Here is a 25962-nt window from a genome sequence, read left to right as displayed (position 1 = left end):
GAAAGTATAATTTTTTATCTTTGAAATGGTAATAAATTTAAAAAATGAAGCTAAAATTTAAACTTTTCATCCTTTTTTTATTGTGCTTCCAAAACAGTTTTTCACAAGAAAACGAAAATGCCGCTTTACTAAAAGTGTTGTTAACAAAATTCTATGCTAATGAAAAACCAATAGTCAAAAACCGTTTGCAACTCTTGAGTTTTTATTGCAACAAAGCACCAAATAATGAAGAAACGATTGAAGTAATCAATAAAAGTGAATTCCTAAAAAAACATTCCACCGTAATAAAAAAACAAATTGACATTACTCTTCAGGAAGATTGGAGTAAAGAATTTGATATTCTTTTCACGAACCAACATCAATATTTGAAAAGTAAAATTCAAAATTGCGTTTCGCTTGAAGATTTTCAAAAAGTTTCGAAACAATTTGGAGAAAACAACCAACGATTAATGATTGTGAGTAAACCAATGTATTTTGCAACCAATTATTGTCTAGTTAAAGTTGCTTTTTATAGAAGTATTGAACACAATAGCGGCAGCTTTTTTCTCTTTGAAAAAATTAATGGCATTTGGACAATTAAAGAAACGTTGAACGAATGGAATACTTGATTTTAGATGCCAGATGACAGACAAATAGATAATAGATTTCTTTGAAACCTAATAAAAAATGAAACTACAAAAAATAATAAATATCCTCGAAGAAATGGCACCTTTAGCATATGCTGAGGATTTTGACAATGTTGGTTTACTAGTTGGAAATCAAGAAGAAGAAATAACGGGAATTTTAGTTTGTCATGATGCTTTAGAAAGTGTTATTGACGAAGCAATTTCAAAAAAATGCAATCTAGTGGTTTGCTTCCATCCTATTCTTTTCTCTGGATTAAAGAAAATTACGGGTAAAGATTATGTAGAAAAAGCAGTAATAAAAGCTATCAAAAATGATATTGCAATTTATGCCGTTCATACCGCTTTGGACAATCACAAGAATGGTGTTAATAAAATATTTTGCGATGCTTTGGGGTTAATTAATACTTCGATTTTAATTCCAAAACAGCACTTTATCCAAAAATTAGTTACCTACACAACTCCTGAAAATGCTACGCAACTTCGCATTGCTTTATTTGAAGTTGGTGCTGGAACAATTGGGAATTATGATAATTGCAGTTTTAATTCGGAAGGATTTTCAACCTATCAAGGAAATGAAAACAGTAATCCTGTCGTTGGAAAAAAAGGTGAGCTAACACAAACCGAAGAGATAAAAATTGAAGTCGTTTTTGAAAAACAATTGCAATCAAAAATGCTGAAAGCGCTTTTTTCAAATCATGTATATGAAGAAGTTGCTTACGAAATTTATTCTCTTCAAAATGTACATCAAAATATAGGTCTTGGAATGGTTGGTGAACTTGAAAAACCTTTAGAAGAAGTAGCATTTCTAAACTTTGTAAAAACAAAAATGCAATGCGGAAGTATAAGACATACTACATTATTGAATAAAAAAATTAGTAAAGTGGCTGTTCTTGGCGGCTCAGGAAGTTTTGCAATCAAAAATGCTATTCAATCTGGTGCTGATATTTTTTTAACAGCCGATTTGAAATACCACGACTTCTATCAATCTGAAAATCAAATAGTTTTAGCCGATATCGGTCACTTTGAAAGCGAAAGATATACAAAAAACTATATTGTTGATTTTCTTAAAGAAAAAATTACTAATTTTGCAGTCGTTTTATCAGAAGAAAATACAAACCCAGTTAAGTACTTATAAAATATGGCTACTACAAAAGAATTGAGCGTTGAAGACAAATTAAGAGCGCTATATGATTTACAATTAATCGACTCAAGAATTGACGAAATTAGAAATGTTAGAGGTGAACTTCCTCTTGAAGTAGAAGATTTAGAAGATGAAGTAGCAGGTTTAAGCACTCGTTTAGAAAAATTTAAACTTGATTTAGTTTCAATTGAAGACCAAATCAAAGCAAAGAAAAACGCTATTGAAGAGCATCAAGCTGCTATTAAAAGATATACTGAACAACAAAAAAATGTTCGTAATAATAGAGAATTCAATTCTTTAACTAAAGAAGTTGAGTTTCAAGAATTAGAAATTCAATTGGCTGAAAAGCAAATTAAAGAAATGAAAGCTTCTATCGAACACAAGAAAGAAGTTATTTCTAGTTCAAAAGAAAAATTAGAGCAAAAATCTACGCATTTAAAACATAAAAAAGCGGAATTAAACGACATCATGTCTGAAACTCAAAAAGAAGAAACTTTCTTAACTGAAAAATCTTCTGAGTATGAAGCGTTGATTGAAGAGCGTTTATTAGCAGCTTACAAAAGAATTCGTAAAAGTGTTATCAATGGTTTGGCTGTAGTTTCTATCGAGCGTGGCGCATCTGCTGGTTCTTTCTTTACTATTCCACCACAAACACAAGTTGAAATTGCTGCTCGTAAAAAAATAATTACTGATGAGCATTCAGGAAGAATTCTTGTTGATGCAGCTTTAGCAGATGAAGAAAAAGAAAAAATGCAAAATTTATTTTCAAAAATTTAATATCTTAAATCCCGATTAATTCGGGATTTTTTTTATGAAAAAAATACAACTACTCATTCTAACAAAATCAATAGGTTTATATTTAAATCTGTTGAGTTTCATTCAGCCAGAGAAAGCTAAAAATAAAGCCTACTCTCTTTTCAGTCAACCGCGAAAAGGTAAAATTCGTGCTTCAAAATTTCCAAAAACATTAGAATACGCAGAAAAAGAAGTTTTTCAATTTGGGAAAGAAACATTTCAAACCTACATCTGGAAAGGAAACGAAGAAATAATTTTGTTAGTTCATGGTTGGGAAAGTAATTCTTCTAGATGGAAAAAATTATTACCGCATTTGTTTAAAACCGGAAGAACAATAATAGCTATCGATGCTCCAGCTCATGGCTTATCTTCTGGAAAAGAGTTTAATGCACCTAGTTATGCTACTTATATCAATGAATTAACCAAAAAATACAATCCAACAATTTTAATTGGTCATTCAATTGGTGGAGCAGCAATTACTTATTATCTCCATAAATTCGGGAATGAAAAGGTTGAAAAAGTTGTTATGCTTGGTTCGCCTTCAGATTTCAAAATCATCAGTAATTCGTTTGTTTCATTACTTAGTTTGAACAATAGAATTAAAAATCGTCTCGAAAAATTCTATCACGAAAAATTCGACATTCTTATTGATGATTTCAAAGGACATAATTTTGCAAAAAACTTTACTCAAAAAGCTTTCATTGCTCACGATATAAACGACACGGTTGTATTAGTTGAAGAAGGAAGAAAATTTGCTTCAACATGGAAAAATGCTACTTATATTGAAACAAATGGACTTGGTCACAGTATGCATGACGCAAAACTATACAATCAAATCATCGATTTTATAAACGAAAAGTAATATTTATTTCTTTATTATTTTCTGAATAAAACTTCGATTGTTTTCTGAAATTTTCACGAAGTAAAATCCATTTGATAATTGAGAAACATCAACAACTTTATCATTTGGTAAGTTTGTAGTTAAAACAACTTGACCTAAACTAGTGTAGATTTCAACTTTGGCTTCCTTGGAAATCAACTCGCCAGATAGTATTGTAAATTGGTTAGAAACAGGATTAGGATACACCTGAAACTGAAATTTAGTATCTTCATTCAATCCTAACGATTGGTTATAAACTTCTTCCATTGCAGCAACCATATTAGGAATTGGACCAATATTCCCAGCCACTGCTGTTCCTTGTGCTATACCTGTTTGCTGCATTATAGTTCTCAATTGCTGTGATGTTAAATAATTTCCAGTCAAACTAAAATAATACGATTGCAAAACAGTAGCACAAGACGCTACAATTGGAGTCGCCGAACTTGTTCCAGAAAAAGTGGAATAGCTTTGGTTAAAATCATTTCCAACTAAAGAACTAATACCAGTAATAAAACCAATCGAACGAACATTTTGTCCCCAAGCTTGAAGATTTACTCTTGTTCCAAAAGTACTAAAATTCAATCGATTATGACTTATGTTATCCGTTCCTGCTCCAACAATAATGGCACCACTATCGCCTCGAGCATTATAACTTGCATAAGCAGCTGTGTCTAAATTTGCTCCGCCATTTCCGGCAGCTGCAACTATTGTAATACCTGCATCGGTTGCCGCTTTTGTTAAATCCCAAACCACTTGATTATATTCGGCCATAACATAATCTATCGGATCGTTTTGATTAACCTCTACAGCTGGACCATTGGATTGCATTTCATAAACTATAACATCACCAGTTGTAGAGTTTGCAATAGATTGAGTTATTGCATTTATTCTATTATATCCTGATTGTTGCCATTCAGGAAACAATACTAATTCATCAGCACCATATGCCATCCCAGAAATTCCATAGGTTCCTTTGTGAGCAAATAAAATTCCAAAAACTGCAGTTCCGTGTTCAGTAAAACCTGCGTAAGCTTGTTCACTAAGTGTAGTGGAAATATTCATACCTGTTGCGATACTAGTGTTTATCACATTCAATTCTTCATGGTTTTTATTAAAACCATATTCCACATCGCGCATTTTAATTCCTTGACCAGTAAATCCTAAATCCCAGGCATATTGCATATTAACTCCAGGATTGGATTGAATGTAACCTTGATTTGGTTCAAAATTTGGAGTTGTTGGTGGAATATCAACTGGAGGTTTTGTTGGTTCAAGTGAGGTTAAATTACAATATTCAACAATTTTTAATTGTTCTAAAGCTTGCCCAACTTCAAAAAGACGCTCATTAGTTGGATTATCTATTCTAACTTTAAAAATATTGCGCAATTTTTTAATTGCATCTGCATTTCCCTTTATTTTCATTGCACTTTCCTCCATAGAAAGTAATTTTTCTTCAGAAATTAAAATGTCTTTCTCTAATTTAAAACCATATTGATCAACAAGTAATTTAAAAATAGAATTGTCTTCTTTTAAATCTTCAAAAAAAGTTGTGGGATTTAAAGTGACATCTAAGCCAAAAGAAACATGCAAATCATGTTTAGAAGCCGAAGTCAAATAGAGTTGCCCTTTTCTTTGTTGAGCAAAAGAAATAGAAAAACTGATTATAAATAGATAAAGTAGATTTTTTTTCAAAACAAAGAAATTAACAAGTTATTAATCAAACAATTTTGTGCAATTTATAAAATATTTCAATGCGTTTTTAAAGTTAGACATTTCATTTATCACAAATTGATTTGAAAACGCAATTAAAAATAATATATAGTATTTTGATAATCAGAAGATTTGACATATTCTTATGGAATTTTTCATTTTTTTACCATTTCTACTAAAAAAAATTAATTGCAAAACAAATATTTCCTATTTTTAACAAAATCATTAGCACTATATTAAAAATTACACCTAATCATGAAAATTTTAAAAATACAAGCTCTTCGTGGACCTAATCTTTGGAGCATTCAAAGAAAGAAATTAATTCAAATGCGTTTGGATTTAGAAGAAATGGAGCAATTCCCTACTAATAAAATCGACGGCTTTAGAGAACGTATCGAAGCTATGTTTCCAACAATGATTGAGCATCGATGTTCAGAAGGAACACGTGGTGGTTTTTTCTCGCGCATCGAACGTGGCACTTGGATGGGACACGTTATTGAACACATTGCATTAGAAATTCAAACATTGGCAGGAATGGAAACTGGTTTTGGACGAACTCGTGAAACCAAAACACCCGGAATATACAATGTAGTTTTCAGTTATATGGAAGAAAACGTAGGAATGTTTGCCGCAGAAAGCGCCGTTGCCATCGCTGAAGCTTTAATTTCTGGAAATGAATATGATGTAGAAGCTGACATTCAAAAAATGCGTGAAATTCGCGAACGTGTTCGACTTGGTCCATCTACCGGAAGTATTGTTGACGAAGCTGTTGCAAGAGATATTCCTTGGATTAGATTAGGAACTAATTCTTTAGTGCAATTGGGATATGGAGTTAATCAAATGCGCTTTCAAGCTACAATAACATGTAAAACGAGTAACATTGCGGTTGATATTGCTTGTAATAAAGAAGAAACAAAACGAATGCTCGACTTAGCTTCAATCCCTGTAGCAAGTGGTGGAATTTGTGTTGATGAAGAAGATTTAGAAAGTGTTGTCAAGAAAATTGGTTATCCAATTGTACTAAAACCATTAGATGGAAATCATGGTAAAGGTGCTTCAATTAATGTGAAAACTTGGGAAGATGCCGTTGAAGGCTTGGCTTACGCTAAAAAATATAGCCGAAGAGTTATCGTAGAAAAGTTCATCACAGGATTTGATTTTAGAGTATTAATTATTGATAATAAATTAGTTGCTGCTGCAAAAAGAGAACCTGCACATGTAAAAGGTGATGGTGTTCAAACCATTCAACAATTAATTGATGAAACAAATAAAGATCCACGTAGAGGTTATGGTCATGAAAATGTTTTAACCCAAATTGATGTTGACCGAGATACAACAGACTTGTTAGAAAAATTAAACTATACCTTAGACACCATACCTAACAAAGGTGAAACGGTTTATTTAAAATCAACTGCAAATCTTAGTACTGGTGGAACGTCTATTGATGTAACCGATATGATGCATCCTGAAAATATTTTCTTGTGCGAAAGAATTTCAAGAGTTATTGGACTTGACATTTGTGGTGTTGATATCATGGCAGAAAATTTAACACAACCTTTAAAAGAAAATGGTGGTTGTATCCTTGAAGTAAATGCTGCGCCTGGATTTAGAATGCACCTAGCACCAAGCGAAGGTTTACCTCGTAATGTTGCTGCGCCTGTAATAGATATGCTTTATCCTCCAGGAAAACCAAGCAGAATTCCAATTATTGCAGTAACTGGAACTAACGGAAAAACTACTACTACTCGACTTATTGCGCATATCGTAAAAAACAATGGCTATCGTGTTGGGTTTACAACTTCCGATGGAATTTATGTGCAAAATCACATGATGGAAAAAGGAGATACAACTGGACCAATTTCTGCGGAATATATTCTAAAAGACCCAACTGTTGAATTTGCTGTTCTTGAAACAGCTCGTGGCGGAATTCTTCGTTCTGGATTGGGTTTCAGTCGATGTGATATTGCTATCATTACAAACATTCAAGAGGATCATCTTGGACTTTCTGATATTCATACACTAGAAGATTTAGCAAGAGTGAAAAGCGTTGTTGTTCGTAGTGTTAAAAAAGATGGTTGGGCTATTTTGAATGCTGAAGATGAACATTGCTTGAAGATTGCAAACGAATTGAGTTGCAACATTGCCTATTTTTCATTGAATGAAGACAATCCAAAAGTAAAACAATTTGCCAAAGAAGGAAAAATTGTTGCCGTTTATGAAAACGGTTACATTACCATCAAAAAAGGCGAATGGAAAATTAGAGTGGAACGCGCAACTCATGTTCCATTAACACTTGGTGGAAAAGCTAAATTTATGATTGCTAATGTTTTGGCAGCTAGTTTAGCTAGTTATTTATATGGTTTTAAAACTGATGATATTAGTTTATCGCTTCAAACATTTATTCCAAGTGCAGCACAAACTCCAGGAAGAATGAATATTTTTGATTTCAAAAGATTTAAAGTTTTAATCGATTTTGCTCACAATCCTGCTGGCTATCGTGGTGTTGAAGAATATTTATCATCTGTAGAGGCAACCAAAAAGATTGGAATAATTGCTGGCGTTGGCGATAGACGTGATGAAGACATTAAAGAATGTGCTACTATTGCCGCTCGAATGTTTGACCATATTATCATTCGTCAAGAAAAATATTTAAGAGGTAGAACAGAAGATGAAATCATCAATTTAATTCTTGAAGGTATCAACGCAAGCGGAAGATCTGTTACTCACGAGATTATACCAAAAGAAACGGAAGCAATAAAACATGCCATCAATAGTGCTCAAGAAGGAAGCTTTATCACTGCATTGAGCGATGTAGTTACAAATGCTATAGAAATCGTTCAAGAATATTTAGATAAAGAAAATGAAGATGCATAATTTGTAAAAAAGACTATTTTATTTAAATATTATACTTACTTTTGCATCAAGGATTCCGAAAGGAAGTTACACCTTACCACAATAGTCGATCGCTCCAGATCGACTTTTGTATTTTATATACCTTCCCATTTTTAAATATTCCATATTTTAAATTAGTGTTTTCAAAACATTTTCCATTTATTTGGTAAATTATTTACCATATCTTAAAAAACTATCAATGAAAACATTTTCTATTCAAGAAATTAACGATATTCTAAATGGAACTATCGTTGGCAATATCTCTGAAAAAATTACAGCGCCAGAACAACTTGAAATGGCAAGTTCAACTGAAATATCTTTTATAGGAAATAAAAAATTTGAAAAATATTGGGAAACATCTAAAGCATGTGTTGCCGTGGTTAACGAAGACATTGGCATTGAACCTGGAGAAAACAGAGCGTTTATAAAAGTAAAAAACGCCGATTTAGCCATGTCGCAAGTACTCGAACTCTTTGCTCCTGCTCCACCACAATTTGCTGTAGAAATTCATCCAACTGCCGTTGTAGATTCAACTGCTGTTATTGGAAAAGGAACTAAAATTGGTGCCGGAAGTTATATTGGACCAAATGTAAAAATTGGTGATAACTCCATCATTTATGCCAATGTAACCATTCTCGACGAAAGTACAGTTGGTTCTAACACGATCATTTGGTCTGGAACAGTTATTCGTGAACGTTGTCATGTTGGAAACCATTGCGTTCTTCATCCAAATTGTACAATTGGTGCAGACGGTTTTGGTTTTAGACCTTGTCCAGAAAGAGGTTTGGTTAAAATTCCACAAATTGGCAATGTAATTCTACATGATTGGGTTGAAATTGGTGCTAACTCATGTGTTGACAGAGGAAAATTCAGTTCAACAATTGTTGGCTACGGTTGTAAAATAGATAATTTAGTGCAAATTGGTCATAATTCACGACTTGGAAAATTCTGTATTATGGCAGGAAATTCAGGATTGGCTGGTTCTGTAACATTAGGAAATGGCGTAATCATTGGTGGAAGTGCTTCCATAAAAGATCATACAACACTTGGCGATGGTGTTATAATTGGTGCAGGTTCGGGAGTTGCAGCGGATGTTGAAGCAGGAAAAACCATGTTAGGTTATCCAGCGATTGAAGCACGCGACGCGCTAAAACAATGGGCAATTTTAAAACGATTAGTAAAAGATTCCTCTAGATAAAATAAACATATTAAGTTTGTTTGATAGAAAATCTTAAAAGTTCTCTTCTGAACTCAATTAGTTCTCTTCGGAGCTAAACTAGTTCTCTTCGGAACTAAACTAATTCTCTTCGGAACTAAACTAGTTCTCTTCAGAACTCAATTAGTTCTCTTCTGAACGAAACTAGTTCTCTTCTGAACGAAACTAGTTCTCTTCGGAACTAAACTAGTTCTCTTCGGAAGTAAACCAGTTCTCTTCGGAACTAAACTAATTCTCTTCTGAGCTAAACTAGCTCTTTTCAGAGGCGAACTTCACATTTCAAAATAAAAAAAACCGATACGTTTGTATCGGTTTTTTTGTCAATTATTTTTTCTTCTTAGAGGTAGCTTTCTTTTTTGACTTTGCTTTTGCCTTCTTAGCTTTTTCTTTTTTCTTCTTTTTTTCTTTCTCTTTTTTAGCTTTAGCTTTCTTTTTCTCCTTTTCTTTTTTCTCTTTTTTCTTAGCTTTCTCTTTCGCTTTTTGTTTTGCCTTTGCTTTTTTAGCTTTTTCTTTTTCTGAATCTTTCATTTCGGTTGGTGTTTCGTTGTTTAGTTCTACTTTTTCTAGAACCACTTCATTTGAAACTACTTCTTCAACTACAGCTTCAGTTATAACTAGTGGTTTTGTTGTTCTTCGTCTTGGAGAAGCTGGTTTTGCTGGTGTTGTTGCTTCCGTTGTTGATGCTGGCTTTACCGTTCTTCTTCTTGAAGCAGCAGGCTTTTTTTCAGGTGTTGCTTCATTTTGTATTTCTTCAACTTTTTTCTCTATCATGATATATGTTGTTAAATTTTAAATTAACGTAAACTCAATGTAAATTTTACGTTAACAAAAATACAACATAAAAAGACGCCCCAATGTTAAGTTTTCGATTCGAGCAAAAACTTAACATTGGAATTCGTTTAAAAAAAAAGAATGTTAGATACCTATTTCAACTTGAAAGCGCAAGTACCAGTTATTTTTAGTAGAACCATCAACAAATTTTAAGGTATCAAAATTCAATTCGGTTTGAAGTTTAAAGGAATGTTCCCAAATATATTTGGTTACACCAATGGAATATTGTTTAGTATTTGGTGCTAAATTTCGAATGTCATCTCCAACATTTTGAATTGAATAACGAGCAATAAATTCGTAATTTGATTTTGTATTGTAACTCGCTTGATAATCAAATCCATTTCCTATATAAGCAAAACTAGTTTCATTACTATCAACAGGATTGATAGTAACTGCATTTTCATTAGTTGTTCTAGACATATAACTCATCATTGCAGCCCAACCATTGTACTTAAACATTGCGTCAAGCATAACTGACTTCATTGTTCGTTCATCAAATAAATCGTTTCCTAGTTGACCTTGTGTCCTTCGGGCATGATTATTTTGTTGAAATGCTCCAGACAACATCAATTTTGGTTTCTTTTCACGAACAACATCGCCTTCAAAATTAGAACCATCTTTAGAAAATGCTCCAAATGGAAACAACTCTATTTTTCCTGTCAAAGCTATACCATCATCTGGTTTTTCTGTACTGTTCCTACCTTCTCCGCCAGAAATTGCTGTTTTAAAATTATAAGAAAAATCATCTTTGAACTCATTTAAATGATGAACTTGAAAACCAAAATCCCTATCAACAGTAAACTTTGCATTATTGATTGTTCTATCTGTCAATTGTAAACCTCCTGATGAGTTGATACGCTGCCTATTTCCTGGTAATTTTGTTTGTCCAAAACTAATATTCCAGTGTTTATTTGGTCTATAAAAAACAACTGCATCACGAATAATATTGATGTTCTCACCATCACGAATTTCTCCAACATCGCCAGGAGCAAATGATAATTGAATGGCGTAAAGAAATTTTGGATTTCCAACATAACCATCAAAACGCAAACGCAAACGACGAATTTGCCCGTCATAAGCACCATTTTCTCCATCATTTTCAATATAGCTAATTCTATTTTGCATTCGGAAACGAATATTCAATTGAAAAATACTATCAGGAGAAGTAAGTCCCAATCCTTTTCCAAAACTATAGTAGGGTAAAGCGGAAAGTTTCAGGTCGTTATCTTCTTTGGTTTGTTTAATTGTAACTTGTGCTGATGACGAAATGGAAAGAAAAAATAAAATTAGAAATAGTACTTTTTTCATCTGGTTTAGTTGTGTTGTGTTTTATTACTATTAACTGTAATTTGATGTTTTGTAAACAATTAATTAACAAATATAAACAAGTTATAAAAAAAGCCAACCTTAATAGTCGGCTTAATGATATATCAAAATATTATAAAAATAATTTTAGTACATAATAAATTAAAGCTGCTAGAACCGCCGAAACTGGGATTGTTAGTATCCAAGCCCAAAGCAATTTTACTGTTACACCCCAACGAACCGCAGAAACTCTTTTAGTTACACCTACTCCAATAATTGAACCAGTGATTGTATGTGTAGTTGAAACCGGTATTTTAAAATGTTCTGTTGAGAACAAAGTCAAAGCTCCAGCTGACTCGGCAACAACACCTTCAAAAGCAGTTACTTTGGTTATTTTTGAACCCATGGTTTTTACAATTTTCCATCCACCGCTAAGTGTTCCAAGTGCGATAACAGTATAACATGTTAATGGAATCCAACCTGGCATTTGTCCATCTACTTTTACTCCATCAACTTCGTGTGGTAAAACTACATTTAAGTCCAACCAACCAGCAGACATGTCAATATTTGGATTAGATTTTATGTAAACGGCAACTGCTGCTGCTATAATTCCCATTACTTTTTGGGAGTCATTTCCACCGTGACCTAAACTAAATGCTGCAGAAGATAAAAGCTGCATTTTTTTCAAAACTTTTTCTGCAGTAGCTGTAGAAAAACTACTGAACAATAAATTAAAAATTGCTAAACTGTAGAAAATTATTGCAACTAAGAACCACTTAATATTGGCTGGTTCTGTCATGAAGCTCCAAAAATGACTTTCAAATCTTGGTTTCTTAATATCAGCATAAGGTGTCATTACTGAATATAAAAACCAAAACACCAATACCATCAAAACACCCGTTAATATTTTTGGCCAAACATTTTTCTTTGAAGAATACATCAACCATAACGAAATGAAGTAGGAAATCAACATTCCTAATAATGGTGCAAAAACAATAAATAAGATTACTATTAATACACCTGACGGCAATAATTCGCCTTCTTTTGCTTCTTTCAACCAGTTTACAATTTTAAAACCAGCATGTTCTGGATCAGTAACATCCCTAAAACCGTGAGCAATTGCTGCTCCAGCAAAACCACCAATTAAAGTATGTGAAGAAGATGATGGAATTCCTTTCCACCAAGTTAATAAATTCCAAATAATAGCTGCAATAACTCCTGCGAGTATTACAACAAGGTCAATACTTGCCGTATGAGCTGTTTTAGCTACTGTATCAGCTACACCAAATCCAAAAACCCAATAAGCCATGAAGTTGAAAAGCGCAGCCCAAAGTACCGCTTGAAATGGAGTTAAAACCTTAGTAGCTACGATAGTTGCAATAGAATTGGCTGCATCGTGAAAACCGTTGATGTAGTCAAAAACTAGAGCAAGAAAAATGATTATTAAAAGTAAAGTAAAATCCATAAGTAATTTTTAATTTTTAAAAGACTAATTACGAATGTTTTACTGAGATTTGCTCCATTACGTTAGAAACACTTTTACATTTATCAGATGCTGATTCTAAGGCTGAAAGTACTTCTTTGTATTTAATTATATTTTTTGCATCATTCTCATTTTCAAAGATATCTGCAACAGCTTTATCAAAAACAGAATCTGCTTTACTTTCTAATTTATTGATTTTTTTACACGTTTCCTTAATCGATTTGTGATTCATGTCTTTCAATTCTTTGATACCAACCGCAATTAATTGGCAAGCTTCTAAATTGATTTCTGTTAATTTTCTAATCGATTTGGTGATTTTTTCAACTTGATACAAACGCATTTTACTTGCAGCACTATGCATATAATCCGCTACGTTATCAACCGCTTTTATCAAAGAGTGAATATCTTCTCTATCAAATGGTGTGATGAAATTTCTACTTAATTCTAAATGAGTTTTATGAGTTATCTCTTCAATGATAACTTCAAGTTCTTCAATTTTTTTATAATATTCTTCACGTTGCTCTTTTGGAGCATTTACAGCTTCGTGCAATGTTTCTGCTAGTATTACTAAATTTAAAGATGCTTGTTCAAAAAGTGGGAAGAATTTTTTATCTTTTGGAACTAAAAACTGGAAAATACTGTTTATAGACATAATATTAAAATTTGACGCAAATGTATTACTCTTATGTTAAGTGAATATTAAATGTATAACGACTATTTTTTACAGAAGTTTACAATTTCTTAACATTGAAATCATCTAATATTTATCATAATTTCACACATTGAAAACGTTTTCGTAGATTAGCAACCCGAATAAAACAACAGCAATATATTTTACAAAATGGATATCAACTTCAACAAAAACGAAGACCACAACAGACTTTTATTATCAGATTTAAAACAACGTTTTGCAAAAGTAAAGCTTGGCGGAGGCGAAAAACGTATCGAAAAATTACATGCTGAAGGAAAAATGACAGCACGTGAACGCATCGATTATTTGCTTGACGCCAAAGCCGATAGCATCGAAATTGGTGCCTTTGTTGGTGATGGAATGTATGCTGAACACGGTGGTTGTCCTTCTGGCGGTGTTGTGGTAAAAATGGGTTATATCAAAGGAAAACAATGTATAGTTGTTGCTAATGATGCTACTGTAAAAGCCGGTGCTTGGTTTCCAATTACAGGAAAAAAGAACCTTCGTGCGCAAGAAATTGCTATGGAAAATCGCCTTCCAATTATCTATTTAGTCGATTCAGCTGGAGTTTATTTACCAATGCAAGACGAAATTTTTCCAGATAAGGAACATTTTGGTCGCATTTTTAGAAACAATGCTATTATGTCAAGTATGGGAATTACCCAAATTGCTGCCGTAATGGGAAGTTGTGTTGCTGGTGGTGCGTATTTGCCCATCATGAGTGACGAAGCAATGATAGTCGATAAAACCGGAAGTATATTTCTTGCTGGAAGTTATTTGGTAAAAGCTGCCATTGGAGAAAACATTGACAACGAAACACTTGGCGGCGCAACTACACATTGCGAAATTTCAGGTGTAACCGATTATAAAGCAAAAGACGATAAAGACGCGCTAGACAGAATAAAAAGTATTGTTGGAAAAATTGGCGATTATGAAAAAGCAGGTTTCAATCGGGAAAAACCACAAAAACCAGCCTTGGAAGAAAAAGACATCTATGGCATTATACCAAAATCAAGAAGTGACCAATATGACATGATGGAAATCATCAAACGATTGGTTGACAATTCTGAAATGGATATGTACAAACCTGATTATGGAAAATCAATTATCACTTGTTATGCCCGAATTGACGGTTGGGCTGTTGGAATTGTTGCCAATCAACGAACAGTTTCTAAAACCAAAAAAGGAGAAATTGAATTTGGAGGCGTAATTTATTCCAGTTCTGCCGATAAAGCCACACGATTTATTGCGAACTGTAACCAAAAGAAAATTCCGTTGGTTTTCCTTCAAGACGTAACGGGTTTTATGGTTGGAAGTAAATCGGAACACGGAGGAATTATAAAAGATGGAGCCAAAATGGTGAATGCTGTTTCCAATTCGGTTGTTCCAAAATTCACCGTAGTTGTTGGTAATTCTTATGGTGCCGGAAATTATGCCATGTGTGGAAAAGCCTATGATCCAAGATTGATATTTGCTTGGCCAAGTGCGGAACTTGCTGTTATGGGCGGAACACAAGCGGCTAAAGTTTTAGCACAAATTGAAGCGTCTTCCTTAAAAGCCAAAGGCGAAATTGTGGATGAAGTAAAAGAGCAAGAACTGTTTGATAAAATCAAAGCACGATACGATGCGCAAGTTTCTCCTTATTATGCTGCAGCGCGACTTTGGACCGATGCGATTATCGATCCTTTAGAAACCCGAACTTGGATTTCTATGGGAATTGAAGCGGCAAATCATTCACCGATTGAGAAAAAGTTTAATTTAGGTGTTATTCAAGTGTAGTGTATAAATACATATTTCTCATAATAGTTATATCATTTGTGTTACCAATAATATTGATTGGTATATATAATTATTTATATTTTCTATTTAAACTAAAATTTAAAAATAAATTTATTTTTCCTTATTCAAATGACTATGAATTAAGGGAAAATCAGATATGGAAAAATTTAGCATATGGATTGTTGATTGAAAATAAAAAACAATTTTTGATTTGGGAAATGCCTTTTAGTTTACTTTCAAACTATACAAAAAAAGAGAAAAGTGGCGATAGAACAACTTGGTACTTCAATAACAATAAAATCTTAAATGGGTTTGAACTTAACATTCAAATAGTAAAATGGAATATTGAACCATTTAAAAAGTTTGAATTTATCGAATACACTATTAATAAAGAAACAGCCGATAAATTAATAAAACACCTATCAGAAAATATCGGTAATCCTGAAATAAATAGCATAAACATTAATTCTGATGATTATTATATAGGAAAATGCGAGTGGGAAAAGTTTGATATAAAAATAAAAATTTTAACTGCTGAATTTCAAGGTGGTTTTGCTTATAAAATACAGATTGGGAAAAAGCATGCTGTTGATATGTATTATTAGTTCTTTATATTTATCGGAATAATGCCAAAAATCAATAAAATAATTTTCCTAATTCTATTTTCTATTCCAGGAATAATAATTTCGATTTTTATTTCCTCTATTATTGAAAGCTTACTAATTCCTGATAGTTGTGACGATCATAATAGCGGTAATAAATTGGTTAATCAACTTACTATACGATTTCCCAAGTTGGAATGGTTGTCATGCTTATCCTTCTACTTTTCAATTTGTTTTAATCTTCGGTTTTGGAATATATTTGTCGTATCAATTTTGTAAACGCATTTTAAAAATTTAGAATGGAATTATTCCAAACATTCAAATCCAACATCTCCACCATTCCATTACCGGAAAAATTCACTTTTCCGTTTTATTATGAACCGCACGAATTAAGCAGAATTGCAGCAAAAGAACTGCAAAATTATCTGGAAACCCAAACCGATTTTGAGCATAATTTTGGTTTGGACGAAAAACAAAAAGGTCTGGAAATAGGGAAAATGTTTGGCGTTTTAGTCGTTCAAAATCAAAATGGTGAACTCGGTCATCTTTGGGCTTTTTCGGGAAAATTAGCTGAAAGCAATCATCACCCAAAATTTGTTCCAACTGTTTATGACATGCTGGATGATAACGGCTATTTCAAAAAAGAAGAAATCATTCTCAATCAATACAATACTGAAATCGAAGCTTTGGAACAAAACAATGATTATTTATCAGCCATTCAACATTTGGAACAAACCAAATTCCAAGCCGAAAAAGAAATTACAGCTCAAAAAGAACAAATAAAACTCGGGAAAAAACTTCGGGCTGAAAAAAGACAAACAGCAACTCCGTCAGAAATCGAACAATTCAACAAAGAAAGTCAAGACGAAGGTATTATGCTCAAAAAAATGTCGCAATACTGGAATTATAAACTGAATGATGCCAAACAAAATTTAGAACAATTCACCAATAAAATCAACCAATTAAAAGAAGAACGAAAAGAAAAATCGGCTACTTTGCAACAGCAACTTTTTACCGAATATGCTTTTCTCAATAAAGACAAGCAACTCAAAAGTTTAGCAGAAATCTTCAACGGAAATCCGCCAGCAGGTTCGGGTGAATGTGCTGCGCCAAAACTGTTGCATTATGCTTTTCAACATAATTTAAAACCAATTGCTATGGCGGAATTTTGGTGGGGAAAATCGCCAAAATCCGAAGTTAGAAAACACCAACAGTTTTATCCAGCTTGCATGGGCAAATGCGAACCTATTTTAAAACATATGCTCAAAGGCATTGAAACCGATAAAAATCCGTTTGAAATCAATCCAGCCGACGGAAAAGAACTCGAAATCGTCTTTGAAGATGAACACATCATTGCGGTAAACAAGCCTGCCGAATTCCTCTCGGTTCCAGGAAAACAAATTACTGATTCTGTGCAAACTCGAATACAATCGAGATATCCTAACGCTATGATTGTTCATCGGTTAGATATGTCAACTTCAGGTATTATCTTGATTGGGAAAAGCTTTGAAAGTTATAAAAATCTGCAAGCACAATTCATTAAAAGGAAAGTAAAAAAGCGCTACGTAGCGTTGCTAGATGGAGTTGTAAAAGCCAATAATGGAAAAATTGAATTGCCTCTTCGTGTAGATTTAGACAATCGTCCCAATCAAATCGTATGTTTTGAACACGGAAAACCAGCAAAAACCGAATGGAAAACCATCGAAATTCGAAACAATCAAACCTTGGTTCACTTCTACCCGATCACTGGACGAACGCATCAGTTGCGCGTTCACGCAGCGCACCATTTGGGATTAAATTGTCCAATCGTTGGCGACGATTTATATGGAACCAAAGCCAATCGTTTGCATCTTCACGCCGAAAGTATTACTTTTATTCACCCATTTTCGAAGGAAGAAATGACAATTCAAGTGGAAATTGATTTTGAAAAGCAAAACGTTTGGTAATAAAACAAACCTTATTCCTGCTTTTCGTTGCAATCTTTTTTTATTTTTTTGTCACACTGAGCGCAGTCGAAGTGCTTTTTTAGAAAAAATAAAAAAAGGATTTCCACTACAATCAGGGCTAAAAAACAAACCATAGTATGAAAAAAACATCCTTATTTCTATTTCTTTTCATAACGCATATCGTTACAGCACAAGAAACTTTTACCCGAAAAGACAGTCTTCACGGCGGATTGCGTTTTGAAAGAACCTGTTTCGATGTTGTGCGCTACAATCTTGATATCATGGTTTTACCAAGAACAAAAAAGATTAAAGGCAACAACGAAATTATTTTTAAAGTAGTTGAAAATACTAAAAAAATTCAAGTCGATTTGTTTGATAATATGCAAATCGATTCCATCATTTGGAATAAACAAAAATTAGATTACAAAAGAGAATTCAATGCTGTTTTTATCTCTTTCCCATCTGAATTAAATAAAGAAACAACACAATCCATTCAATTTTTTTACCAAGGAAATCCTGTAGTTGCGAGAAATGCACCATGGGATGGCGGTTTTGTATTTAATAAAGATAAAAACGGAAAAGATTGGATTGGCGTTGCCGTTCAAGGAACTGGGGCAAGTTTATGGTATCCATGTAAAGATTCTCAAAGCGACGAACCAGAAAATGGTGCAAGTATAAAAGTAGCTGTTCCTAATGGCTTAATGAATGTTTCCAACGGAAGATTCATAGGTTCGGAAAAGCTAGAAAATGACTTTACTCGTTGGGATTGGGAAGTTAAAAATCCAATCAACAATTACACTATTACACTAAATATCGGTGATTATGTTCACATTCATGACAATCACAAAGGATTGGATTTAGACTATTATGTTTTAAGCTATAACGAAGAAAAAGCAAGAAAACATTTTGAAGAAGTAAAACCGATGATGGATTGTTTTCAGAATAAGTTTGGCGACTATCCTTTCAAAGAAGATGGCTACAAACTAGTTGAAACTCCTTATTTAGGTATGGAACATCAAAGTGCTGTGGCTTATGGGAATAAGTATTTAAAAGGATATCTTGGAAATGATTTATCTCGAACAGGAATTGGACTAACTTTTGATTATATAACCATTCACGAAAGTGGACACGAATGGTTTGGAAACAGCATTACTTCCAAAGATATTGCTGACATGTGGATACACGAAGGATTTACACAATACACTGAAATTGTTTTTGTAGAGTGCCAATTGGGCTACGAAAAAGCGATGCAATATGCCAAAGGTTTGCAGAAAAATGTTTTTAATAGCAGTCCTATCATTGGAAACTATGGCGTTAATAATGAAGGTTCAGGCGATATGTATCCAAAAGGTGCTTTACTTTTAAACACCTTGCGTCATGTTATCAATGATGACACAAAATGGTGGAAACTGATTTTGGATTATTCTAACACTTTCCGTCATAAAATCATTGATACCGAAACCGTTATTGCTTTTTTCAACAAAGAAAGCGGAATGGATTTAACCGCTGTTTTCAATCAGTATTTGCGTCACACTTCTATTCCAAAATTGGAATATAAAATCGAAAACAAACGTTTATTCTACAAATGGACAACCAATGAAACTAATTTTTTCATGCCCATAGATATTAAAATAAACGGCAAATCAAAACGAATTTATCCAGTAAATGCTTGGGTTAAATCGAATTTTAAAGTAAAACCCACGGATAAAATAGAAGTTAGTGATAACTTCTTTGTCAAAAAATCATTTGAGAATAATTAAAACTTTTCATTAAAGTAATGTTTCATTTCGCAAAATCTTTCCAGTTGGTGTTTCTTTAAATTTTGGAACAAAAACAATTTCTTTTGGTTTTTCATATTTGTCCAAATCGGCAAAAATAGCGTCATCAATAGCTTGTTTTTCCCCTTCAACAACCAAAATTACTTTTTCGCCTAGTTCTTTATCTTCTTTGGAAGCAATAAAAAAACGAACGTCAATTTTTCCAGCTAGTTTTTCTTCAATTTGTTCTGGAATTAATTTAATTCCTCCACTATTGATCACATTATCCATTCGACCTAGGAAGATAAATTGATTTTCATTAATCAGCTCTACGATGTCATTCGTTACGATTACTTCATCCGAAATCCTTGGTGCGTGAATAACCAAACAATTTCTATCATCATAGGAAATCGTAACATCTGGCAAAACAGTAAATGCCTTCTCGCCTACTTTTTTAGCAGCAATATGTGTAATAGTTTCCGTCATTCCATAGGTTTCAAACGCTTCGGTCTTTAATTTAATTAATTGCTTTTCGAGCGAATTATTGATTTTTGCTCCACCAACAATCATTTTTTTAACGCGTTTTAGTTCACTAATAGAATTCTGAGCTTGTAGCGGAACCATTGCAACAAAATCATAATCATATTCGTTATTGCGCAACGGATGAGAACTTGGCGCAACAAACTCTAGATCCAAACCTAAAATCATCGCTCGAACCAACATCATTTTTCCCGCAACATATTTAACAGGAAGACAATGCAATGCTTTATTTCCAGGTTCTAAACCAAAAAAATCGCCTGTAGCCAAAGCCGAATTGACCATTGCTTGTTTGCTCACCGAAATGATTTTTGGCGTTCCAGTTGTACCCGAAGTTTGCATTTGGATAAACTCCTTATTATCAAACCAATCCAGTAGAAAATCGCCCACTGGTTTTTCAAAATCTTCTCCTTCTTTTATAAAACTATAAGCAACACGACACAAATCATCCTTGTCCAAATGAAACCCGTTTAGCTTAAATTTATTATGTACATTTTCATAAGTTACTGTCATGATTTTCAATATTTTGAATAGGTTTAACTTCTACTATATTTATTTTTCCAGTTAATTTCTCTTTCCAATCGGTCCATTTGTATTTCTTACTAAAAAGGAACAACAATAAAGGAAATATAACAAAAACCGGAATTAAAACTTCCAATCCTGCCGAAGGTTCTGAATTATCTTTTAAAATTGATTCGGTTTGAAAGGCAGACCAATCGGATGTAATTAACAAAGCTGCAATTAAATTATTAGCAGCATGAAAACCCAATGCCAATTCCATTCCTTCATCCATTAACGTAATTATTCCTAGAAAAAAACCTGTTCCGATGTAGTAAATCATTACGATATACCCAAGCTTTTGCACTTCAGGATTAGCGATGTGTAACGTCCCAAAAATAACTGAGGTTAACACTAAAGGAAACCATCTATTCTTTGCCAAAACAGCAAATCCTTGCATCAAATAACCTCTAAAAACATATTCTTCAGTACTTGTTTGAATTGGTATCAAAACAATGGCTATAACCGCCAAAATAGCAAAAGGAATGGGTTTGAAATTAATGCTAAAGTTTTCAGGACTATCATAATACATCAAAACAGTTGAAGCAATTGTAAAAATTCCCCAAATAGTAAATGAAAAGAAAAATCGCTTCCAATCCATCCTACTTCGTGAAGTTGTTACCGATAAAAACGTCTGTTTGTGAAAATATTTGACAACAAAATACAGTACTAATAGAGCAACCGCAAACGAAATCAGTAATAAAAACAATGATAAATTAGGGCTCAAAAAAGACATAACCGATTTTTCATCCGTTGGAAAAGCTTTTCCACTTGAGAAAGATTTTGCGGCTACAGCAATCAAAAAAGGGATTTGTCCCAAAAACGACGCTACAATAACAATAATTGAACCTACAATATATTTCCAAAACTTGTTTTCGCGTGTGATAGCATTTTCTAAAAACATAATAAAAATTTTATTTCGTCTAATTTAACATTTTTTACGCCAAAATAAAGAACTTTGTGAAAAAATATATATGATTGAAGTACTACATAATCCTCGTTGTGGAAAATCAAGAAACTGTTTGGCTTTTCTTGATGAAAAAAATATTGAATATACAATAGTGAAATATCTTGAAAATCCATTAGATACAAACGAAATTGAAATCCTACTCAAAAAATTAAACCTAGAACCAATTGATTTAATTCGCCAAAAAGAACCCATTTGGATAGAAAACTACAAAGGAAAAAAACTAAGCCGCAAAGAACTGATTAAAGTGATACAAAAAAACCCAATTCTCATCGAAAGACCAATCGTCATAAGTAAAAACTATGCAGTCATAGCTAGAGACTTAAGCAAATCCGAAGTTTTATTTAACAAAGTTTTGGGAAACCAATCCTAAGTGAAAGAGTATTTTTGCCGTTGAAATTTTAACTCATTTTCAATGAAAAGCATCAAAACGATTTTAGCCGCAATTCTTTTTTTAATTTCTTTCATTTCTCATGCACAACCAAATGCTGGTGGCGCAAAATTTAAAGTTACTGGAAAAGTTATAGAAAAGTCAACTAATCTTCCACTAGAGTATTCTACCATTACATTAAAAAGTACAACCAATCCAAATTCAGTTTTTGGCGGAATAACTAACAATAAAGGTGAGTTTTCTATTGATGTAGCTTCAGGAAATTACAATATTGTTATTGAGTTTATTTCATTTCAGCCGAACGAAATAAATAACAAATCTATAACGCAAAACACTAATTTAGGTACAATAATTCTTGATGAAGGTGCAAAACAATTGGATGAAGTTATCATTCGAGCTGAAAAAACAACGGTTGAAATCAAATTGGATAAAAAAGTATACAACGTTGGTAATGATTTGATGGTAAAAGGCGGAACTGTAAGTGATATTTTAGACAACATTCCATCCGTTTCTGTAGATGTGGAAGGAAATGTTAGCTTAAGAGGTAATGAAAATGTAAAAATACTTATCGACGGAAGACCTTCAAATGCAATTAGTGTTACTGATGCTTTACGATTAATTCCTGCCGATGCAATAGATAAAGTGGAAGTAATAACCAATCCTTCTGCAAGATATGACGCCGAAGGTGGCGGTGGAATTCTAAATATTATTCTTAAAAAAGGTAAAAATCAAGGACTAAACGGAACATTGATTGCCAATACAGGTTATCCTGAAAATCATGGACTTAGCGGAACATTAAATTTTAAAGGAGAAGAATTTAATCTATTTACAACACAAGGATACAGCTATAGAAACAGTCCAGGAAACTCTTTTACCAACTCTAGATACTTAAATGACGACAATTCTACACGTGATTACATGTACGAAAATCGTGAAAACGAGAGACTAAATAAATCCTATAACGGAAATTTTGGTTTTGATTGGTTTTTATCAAAGTCTTTAACGTGGACCAACACACTAAATTATAGAAAAAGTAGCGGAAACAATATTGATGATGTATTTCAAGACTATTACGACGTAGATTTTATTTACGATTATACCAGAAACCGTGTAAACGAAGAAGACAGCAAGAGTGAAAATATTGAATTCAGCACTAATTTCACCAAAAAATTCAAAAAAGACGGACACAAACTGACTGTTGATGGTTCGTTTTCATCAAACACCGATAATAATATTGCACTAATTACTGATAGCACAAATAATTCTGCGATTGTTGCAACAGACAATACCTTAAACAATCAAGAACAAAGTCGTAATTTAATTCAAGCCGACTACGTTTTACCAATAGGAAAAAACACCCAGTTCGAGGCAGGTTATTTAGGTAATTTTATTAGAAATATAACGGATTACAGCGTGATAAGAAACGGAATTCCTTTTCCTCAATTCACAAACACACTAGAATACAAAGAAAAGGTAAATGCGCTTTACACGCAATTCGGAACTAAATTCAATAAACTTTCCATGCTTTATGGATTACGTTGGGAAGACTCTAATATTGATGTTAATCAGTTAGCAACCAACGATTTTAACAATAAAAAATACAACAACTTCTTCCCATCTGCATTTTTCACTTATGAAATATCTGAAACTAGCGATGTATCATTAAGCTACAGCAAAAGAATTCAAAGACCAAGAGGAAGACAATTAAATCCATTCAACAACCTTTCAAGTAATGTAAACATCTTTATCGGTAACCCAGATTTAGATCCAGCGTTTACCGATGCATTCGATCTAGGTTTCTTAAAAAAATGGAGTAAAATAACTTTCAATACTTCAATGTATTTCAATATTACAAATGATTCGTTCCAATTTGTTAGAAGACCAAATGGTGATTTCCAAGATGGAATACCAGTAATTATAAGTACACCAATCAATTTAGCCAAAGAATATCGTACTGGATTTGAATTTACACTAAATTATTCTCCATACAAATGGTGGAAACTAAACAGTAACTTCAACTTCTTCTACAACGAAACCGATGGCGATTTCAGCTATATTGACAACAATGGTGACGAAATAATCCAAAACTTCGACAACAAAGCAACTTCATGGTTTGCAAGACTTACATCAAAAATAAACTTACCTTATAAAATAGATTGGCAAACAAACATGACATATAATGGTTCACAAAGAACTGCACAAGGAAAAAATCTTGGCGTATTTGCAATGAATTTAGCATTTAGTAAAGATGTTTTCAAAGAAAAAGCAACCATATCATTAAACGTAAGCGATCTTCTAAATTCTAGAAAAAGAATATCCGAAACCTATCTTCCTGGACAAGTAGATTCTTATGGCGAATTCCAATGGAGAGAAAGACAAATCACACTGTCCTTCACTTACAGATTTAACGTGAAGAAAAACGAAAGAGAAAAACCACGCAACGGAAATGGCGGAGACGATGGCGGAGATTTTCAAGGATAATCAATACTAAATTTTACTTTATAAAAGTAAAGCGCTTTCAATTGAGAGCGCTTTTTTTATTATAGAACATTACCAATTCAATGCAATATAATACTAATGAAAATCCAATAATAGATATAAAAGAAATACTTTATAATAACCACATTTTGTCACCCTAGTTTGTATTGAGCGTAGTCAAAATACATTTGAAGGTCAACTACGATAAAAATAACATATAATTAAGTAGTAACCTACAAACTTTGGCAAGGAATTTGCTATCGAATTTGTGTGAAATAGTTCACAAATAACAAATAAATAATTTAATTAAGAGTTCAACTTCAGAAGTAGGAAACTTAAAAAACGTAACCAACTTTGGTACGTTAATTTCATTCACAACAGGATATGGTGTCAACTACGCACCATCCAACACAGCAATTCAGTTGACGGAATTAAACACAAAGAAAACAACAGCCGAATCCGATTTAGAATTAGTCAAGGATACAGAAATTCCACTAAACAAAATAAGAGGTGAAAGAATAGCCCTTTTTGAACCACTAAAACGGCTATCAACAAGAGTAATTGGTGTATTCCAATCATGCGGTGCAACAAAAGAAACAATTGAAAAAGCAATTGCAATTAATCGAAAAATTCAAGGAAAAAGAGCACCAGGATTACCAAAAACCAAAATCGATGGTAAAGACAATCCAGATACAATCTCAACATCCCAACAAAGTTATGACCGTCAAGCAGATTTCTTTCTAGAATTAATTAAACTAGCTGATTCAGAAGCCAAATACAATCCATCCGAAACAGAGCTAACAACAGCAAATATGAAATTCTATCAACAGCAACTGTTTATAATAAACCAAACAGTAAAAGATATATACATATCATATAGCAATGCAATAATAGCCCTAGACAAAACACTCTATACTCCCGAAACAGGTTTAGCAGATTTAGCTTATACAACAAAAAACTATATAAAATCAGCTTTCGGAGCATCGAGTCCTCAGTATAAACAAGTAAGTGGTATAAAATTCACCCGTCCAAGAAAAAAATAACAACATAATTCAAAAGGGTTTCCAACAAGAAACCCTTTAATATTTGTATAAATAAAACTCCATTTGAAGAAAATCGGATAACATCATAAGAAATCTACTTACACTTAAAGAATATTGACTTCCATCACAAGAATATCAACCAACATCAGGCGAATATCAACTTGCATCAAAAGAATACTCACTTACATTAAAAGAAAATTGATATACATCAGAAGAAAATTGACTTACATCACAAGAATATCAAACACCATTTGAAGAATATCAACTTACACCAAAAGAATAGCTATTTCATATAAATTACAAAAGCACTAAAAACAAAAAAGCCCATCCAATA

Annotated in this window: 20 protein-coding genes; 13 read left to right on the top strand and 7 right to left on the bottom strand. The window is 32.9% G+C overall.

Annotated features, from left to right (window positions below; translation table 11 throughout):
- Window positions 1–44: 44 nt before the first annotated feature.
- The 4 genes from BC748_RS11760 to BC748_RS11745 are packed head-to-tail and all read left to right on the top strand — an operon-like array spanning window position 45 to window position 3424.
- Window positions 45–608, top strand: a complete 564-nt coding sequence (locus BC748_RS11760) for a hypothetical protein (RefSeq protein WP_133533695.1) — start codon at window positions 45–47, stop codon at window positions 606–608.
- 58 nt (window positions 609–666) lie between these two features.
- Window positions 667–1761: a Nif3-like dinuclear metal center hexameric protein gene (locus BC748_RS11755; RefSeq protein ID WP_133533694.1), complete on the top strand. Its 1095-nt coding sequence runs from the start codon at window positions 667–669 to the stop codon at window positions 1759–1761.
- Window positions 1762–1764: 3 nt separating this feature from the next.
- Window positions 1765–2544 (top strand): zinc ribbon domain-containing protein, encoded by a 780-nt coding sequence (locus BC748_RS11750; RefSeq protein WP_133533693.1) that lies wholly within the window; start codon window positions 1765–1767, stop codon window positions 2542–2544.
- 34 nt (window positions 2545–2578) lie between these two features.
- On the top strand, window positions 2579–3424 hold the full coding sequence (locus BC748_RS11745; RefSeq protein WP_133533692.1) for an alpha/beta hydrolase: 846 nt from the start codon (window positions 2579–2581) through the stop codon (window positions 3422–3424).
- A 3-nt stretch (window positions 3425–3427) separates the two neighbouring features.
- Here the strand turns inward: BC748_RS11745 and BC748_RS11740 are convergent, their stop codons facing one another.
- On the bottom strand, window positions 3428–5134 hold the full coding sequence (locus BC748_RS11740) for a S8/S53 family peptidase (protein ID WP_133533691.1): 1707 nt from the start codon (window positions 5132–5134) through the stop codon (window positions 3428–3430).
- Window positions 5135–5407: 273 nt separating this feature from the next.
- On the opposite strand from BC748_RS11740, the gene cphA reads away from it, so the two are divergent.
- Together cphA and lpxD are read left to right on the top strand one after the other, a co-directional pair.
- Complete coding sequence (gene cphA / locus BC748_RS11735) at window positions 5408–8026, top strand: cyanophycin synthetase (RefSeq protein ID WP_133533690.1); 2619 nt, start codon at window positions 5408–5410, stop codon at window positions 8024–8026.
- Window positions 8027–8243: 217 nt separating this feature from the next.
- Window positions 8244–9242, top strand: coding sequence for a UDP-3-O-(3-hydroxymyristoyl)glucosamine N-acyltransferase (gene lpxD, locus BC748_RS11730; protein WP_133533689.1), 999 nt, complete (start codon window positions 8244–8246; stop codon window positions 9240–9242).
- A gap of 342 nt (window positions 9243–9584) precedes the next feature.
- Here the strand turns inward: lpxD and BC748_RS11725 are convergent, their stop codons facing one another.
- The 4 genes from BC748_RS11725 to BC748_RS11710 form a co-directional block, all read right to left on the bottom strand.
- Window positions 9585–10031: a hypothetical protein gene (locus tag BC748_RS11725; protein WP_133533688.1), complete on the bottom strand. Its 447-nt coding sequence runs from the start codon at window positions 10029–10031 to the stop codon at window positions 9585–9587.
- A gap of 144 nt (window positions 10032–10175) precedes the next feature.
- Window positions 10176–11399 carry a porin gene (locus tag BC748_RS11720; protein ID WP_133533687.1) on the bottom strand — a complete coding sequence of 408 codons (1224 nt, stop codon included), beginning with the start codon at window positions 11397–11399 and terminating at the stop codon, window positions 10176–10178.
- 130 nt (window positions 11400–11529) lie between these two features.
- Window positions 11530–12861, bottom strand: a complete 1332-nt coding sequence (locus BC748_RS11715) for an inorganic phosphate transporter (RefSeq protein ID WP_133533686.1) — start codon at window positions 12859–12861, stop codon at window positions 11530–11532.
- Window positions 12862–12889: 28 nt separating this feature from the next.
- Window positions 12890–13531, bottom strand: a complete 642-nt coding sequence (locus tag BC748_RS11710; RefSeq protein ID WP_133533685.1) for a DUF47 domain-containing protein — start codon at window positions 13529–13531, stop codon at window positions 12890–12892.
- 189 nt (window positions 13532–13720) lie between these two features.
- Here BC748_RS11710 and BC748_RS11705 point away from each other — a divergent pair, with 189 nt between their 5' ends.
- The 4 genes from BC748_RS11705 to BC748_RS11690 all read left to right on the top strand — a co-directional run bounded on the left by BC748_RS11705 (window position 13721) and on the right by BC748_RS11690 (window position 19657).
- Window positions 13721–15349 carry an acyl-CoA carboxylase subunit beta gene (locus BC748_RS11705; RefSeq protein ID WP_133533684.1) on the top strand — a complete coding sequence of 543 codons (1629 nt, stop codon included), beginning with the start codon at window positions 13721–13723 and terminating at the stop codon, window positions 15347–15349.
- A 38-nt stretch (window positions 15350–15387) separates the two neighbouring features.
- Window positions 15388–15954 carry a hypothetical protein gene (locus BC748_RS11700; protein ID WP_133533683.1) on the top strand — a complete coding sequence of 189 codons (567 nt, stop codon included), beginning with the start codon at window positions 15388–15390 and terminating at the stop codon, window positions 15952–15954.
- Window positions 15955–16250: 296 nt separating this feature from the next.
- Complete coding sequence (locus BC748_RS11695; protein WP_133533682.1) at window positions 16251–17897, top strand: RluA family pseudouridine synthase; 1647 nt, start codon at window positions 16251–16253, stop codon at window positions 17895–17897.
- Between the two features lie 137 nt (window positions 17898–18034).
- A complete protein-coding gene (locus BC748_RS11690; protein ID WP_133533681.1) occupies window positions 18035–19657 on the top strand; it encodes a M1 family metallopeptidase in 1623 nt (540 codons plus the stop codon).
- Between the two features lie 9 nt (window positions 19658–19666).
- Here BC748_RS11690 and BC748_RS11685 read toward each other — a convergent pair whose 3' ends face one another.
- Complete coding sequence (locus BC748_RS11685) at window positions 19667–20707, bottom strand: AMP-binding protein (protein WP_133533786.1); 1041 nt, start codon at window positions 20705–20707, stop codon at window positions 19667–19669.
- Window positions 20688–21653 (bottom strand): CPBP family intramembrane glutamic endopeptidase, encoded by a 966-nt coding sequence (locus BC748_RS11680; protein WP_133533680.1) that lies wholly within the window; start codon window positions 21651–21653, stop codon window positions 20688–20690. The genes BC748_RS11685 and BC748_RS11680 overlap by 20 nt, the downstream gene beginning before the upstream one ends.
- Before the next feature lie 70 nt (window positions 21654–21723).
- Here BC748_RS11680 and BC748_RS11675 point away from each other — a divergent pair, with 70 nt between their 5' ends.
- From BC748_RS11675 to BC748_RS11665, 3 genes are all read left to right on the top strand, one after another.
- The gene (locus tag BC748_RS11675; protein WP_133533679.1) at window positions 21724–22089 is read left to right on the top strand and encodes an ArsC/Spx/MgsR family protein; all 366 of its coding nucleotides are present in this window, start codon (window positions 21724–21726) and stop codon (window positions 22087–22089) included.
- 42 nt (window positions 22090–22131) lie between these two features.
- Window positions 22132–24588 (top strand): TonB-dependent receptor, encoded by a 2457-nt coding sequence (locus BC748_RS11670; RefSeq protein ID WP_133533678.1) that lies wholly within the window; start codon window positions 22132–22134, stop codon window positions 24586–24588.
- Between the two features lie 419 nt (window positions 24589–25007).
- The gene (locus BC748_RS11665; RefSeq protein ID WP_133533677.1) at window positions 25008–25628 is read left to right on the top strand and encodes a hypothetical protein; all 621 of its coding nucleotides are present in this window, start codon (window positions 25008–25010) and stop codon (window positions 25626–25628) included.
- Window positions 25629–25962 lie beyond the last annotated feature (334 nt).

The organism is Flavobacterium dankookense (assembly GCF_004362665.1).
In the GTDB taxonomy this organism is placed as follows: Bacteria; Bacteroidota; Bacteroidia; order Flavobacteriales; family Flavobacteriaceae; genus Flavobacterium; species Flavobacterium dankookense.
Note: the sequence above shows the minus strand (reverse complement) of the source record. Positions and strands in the feature narration are given on the sequence as shown.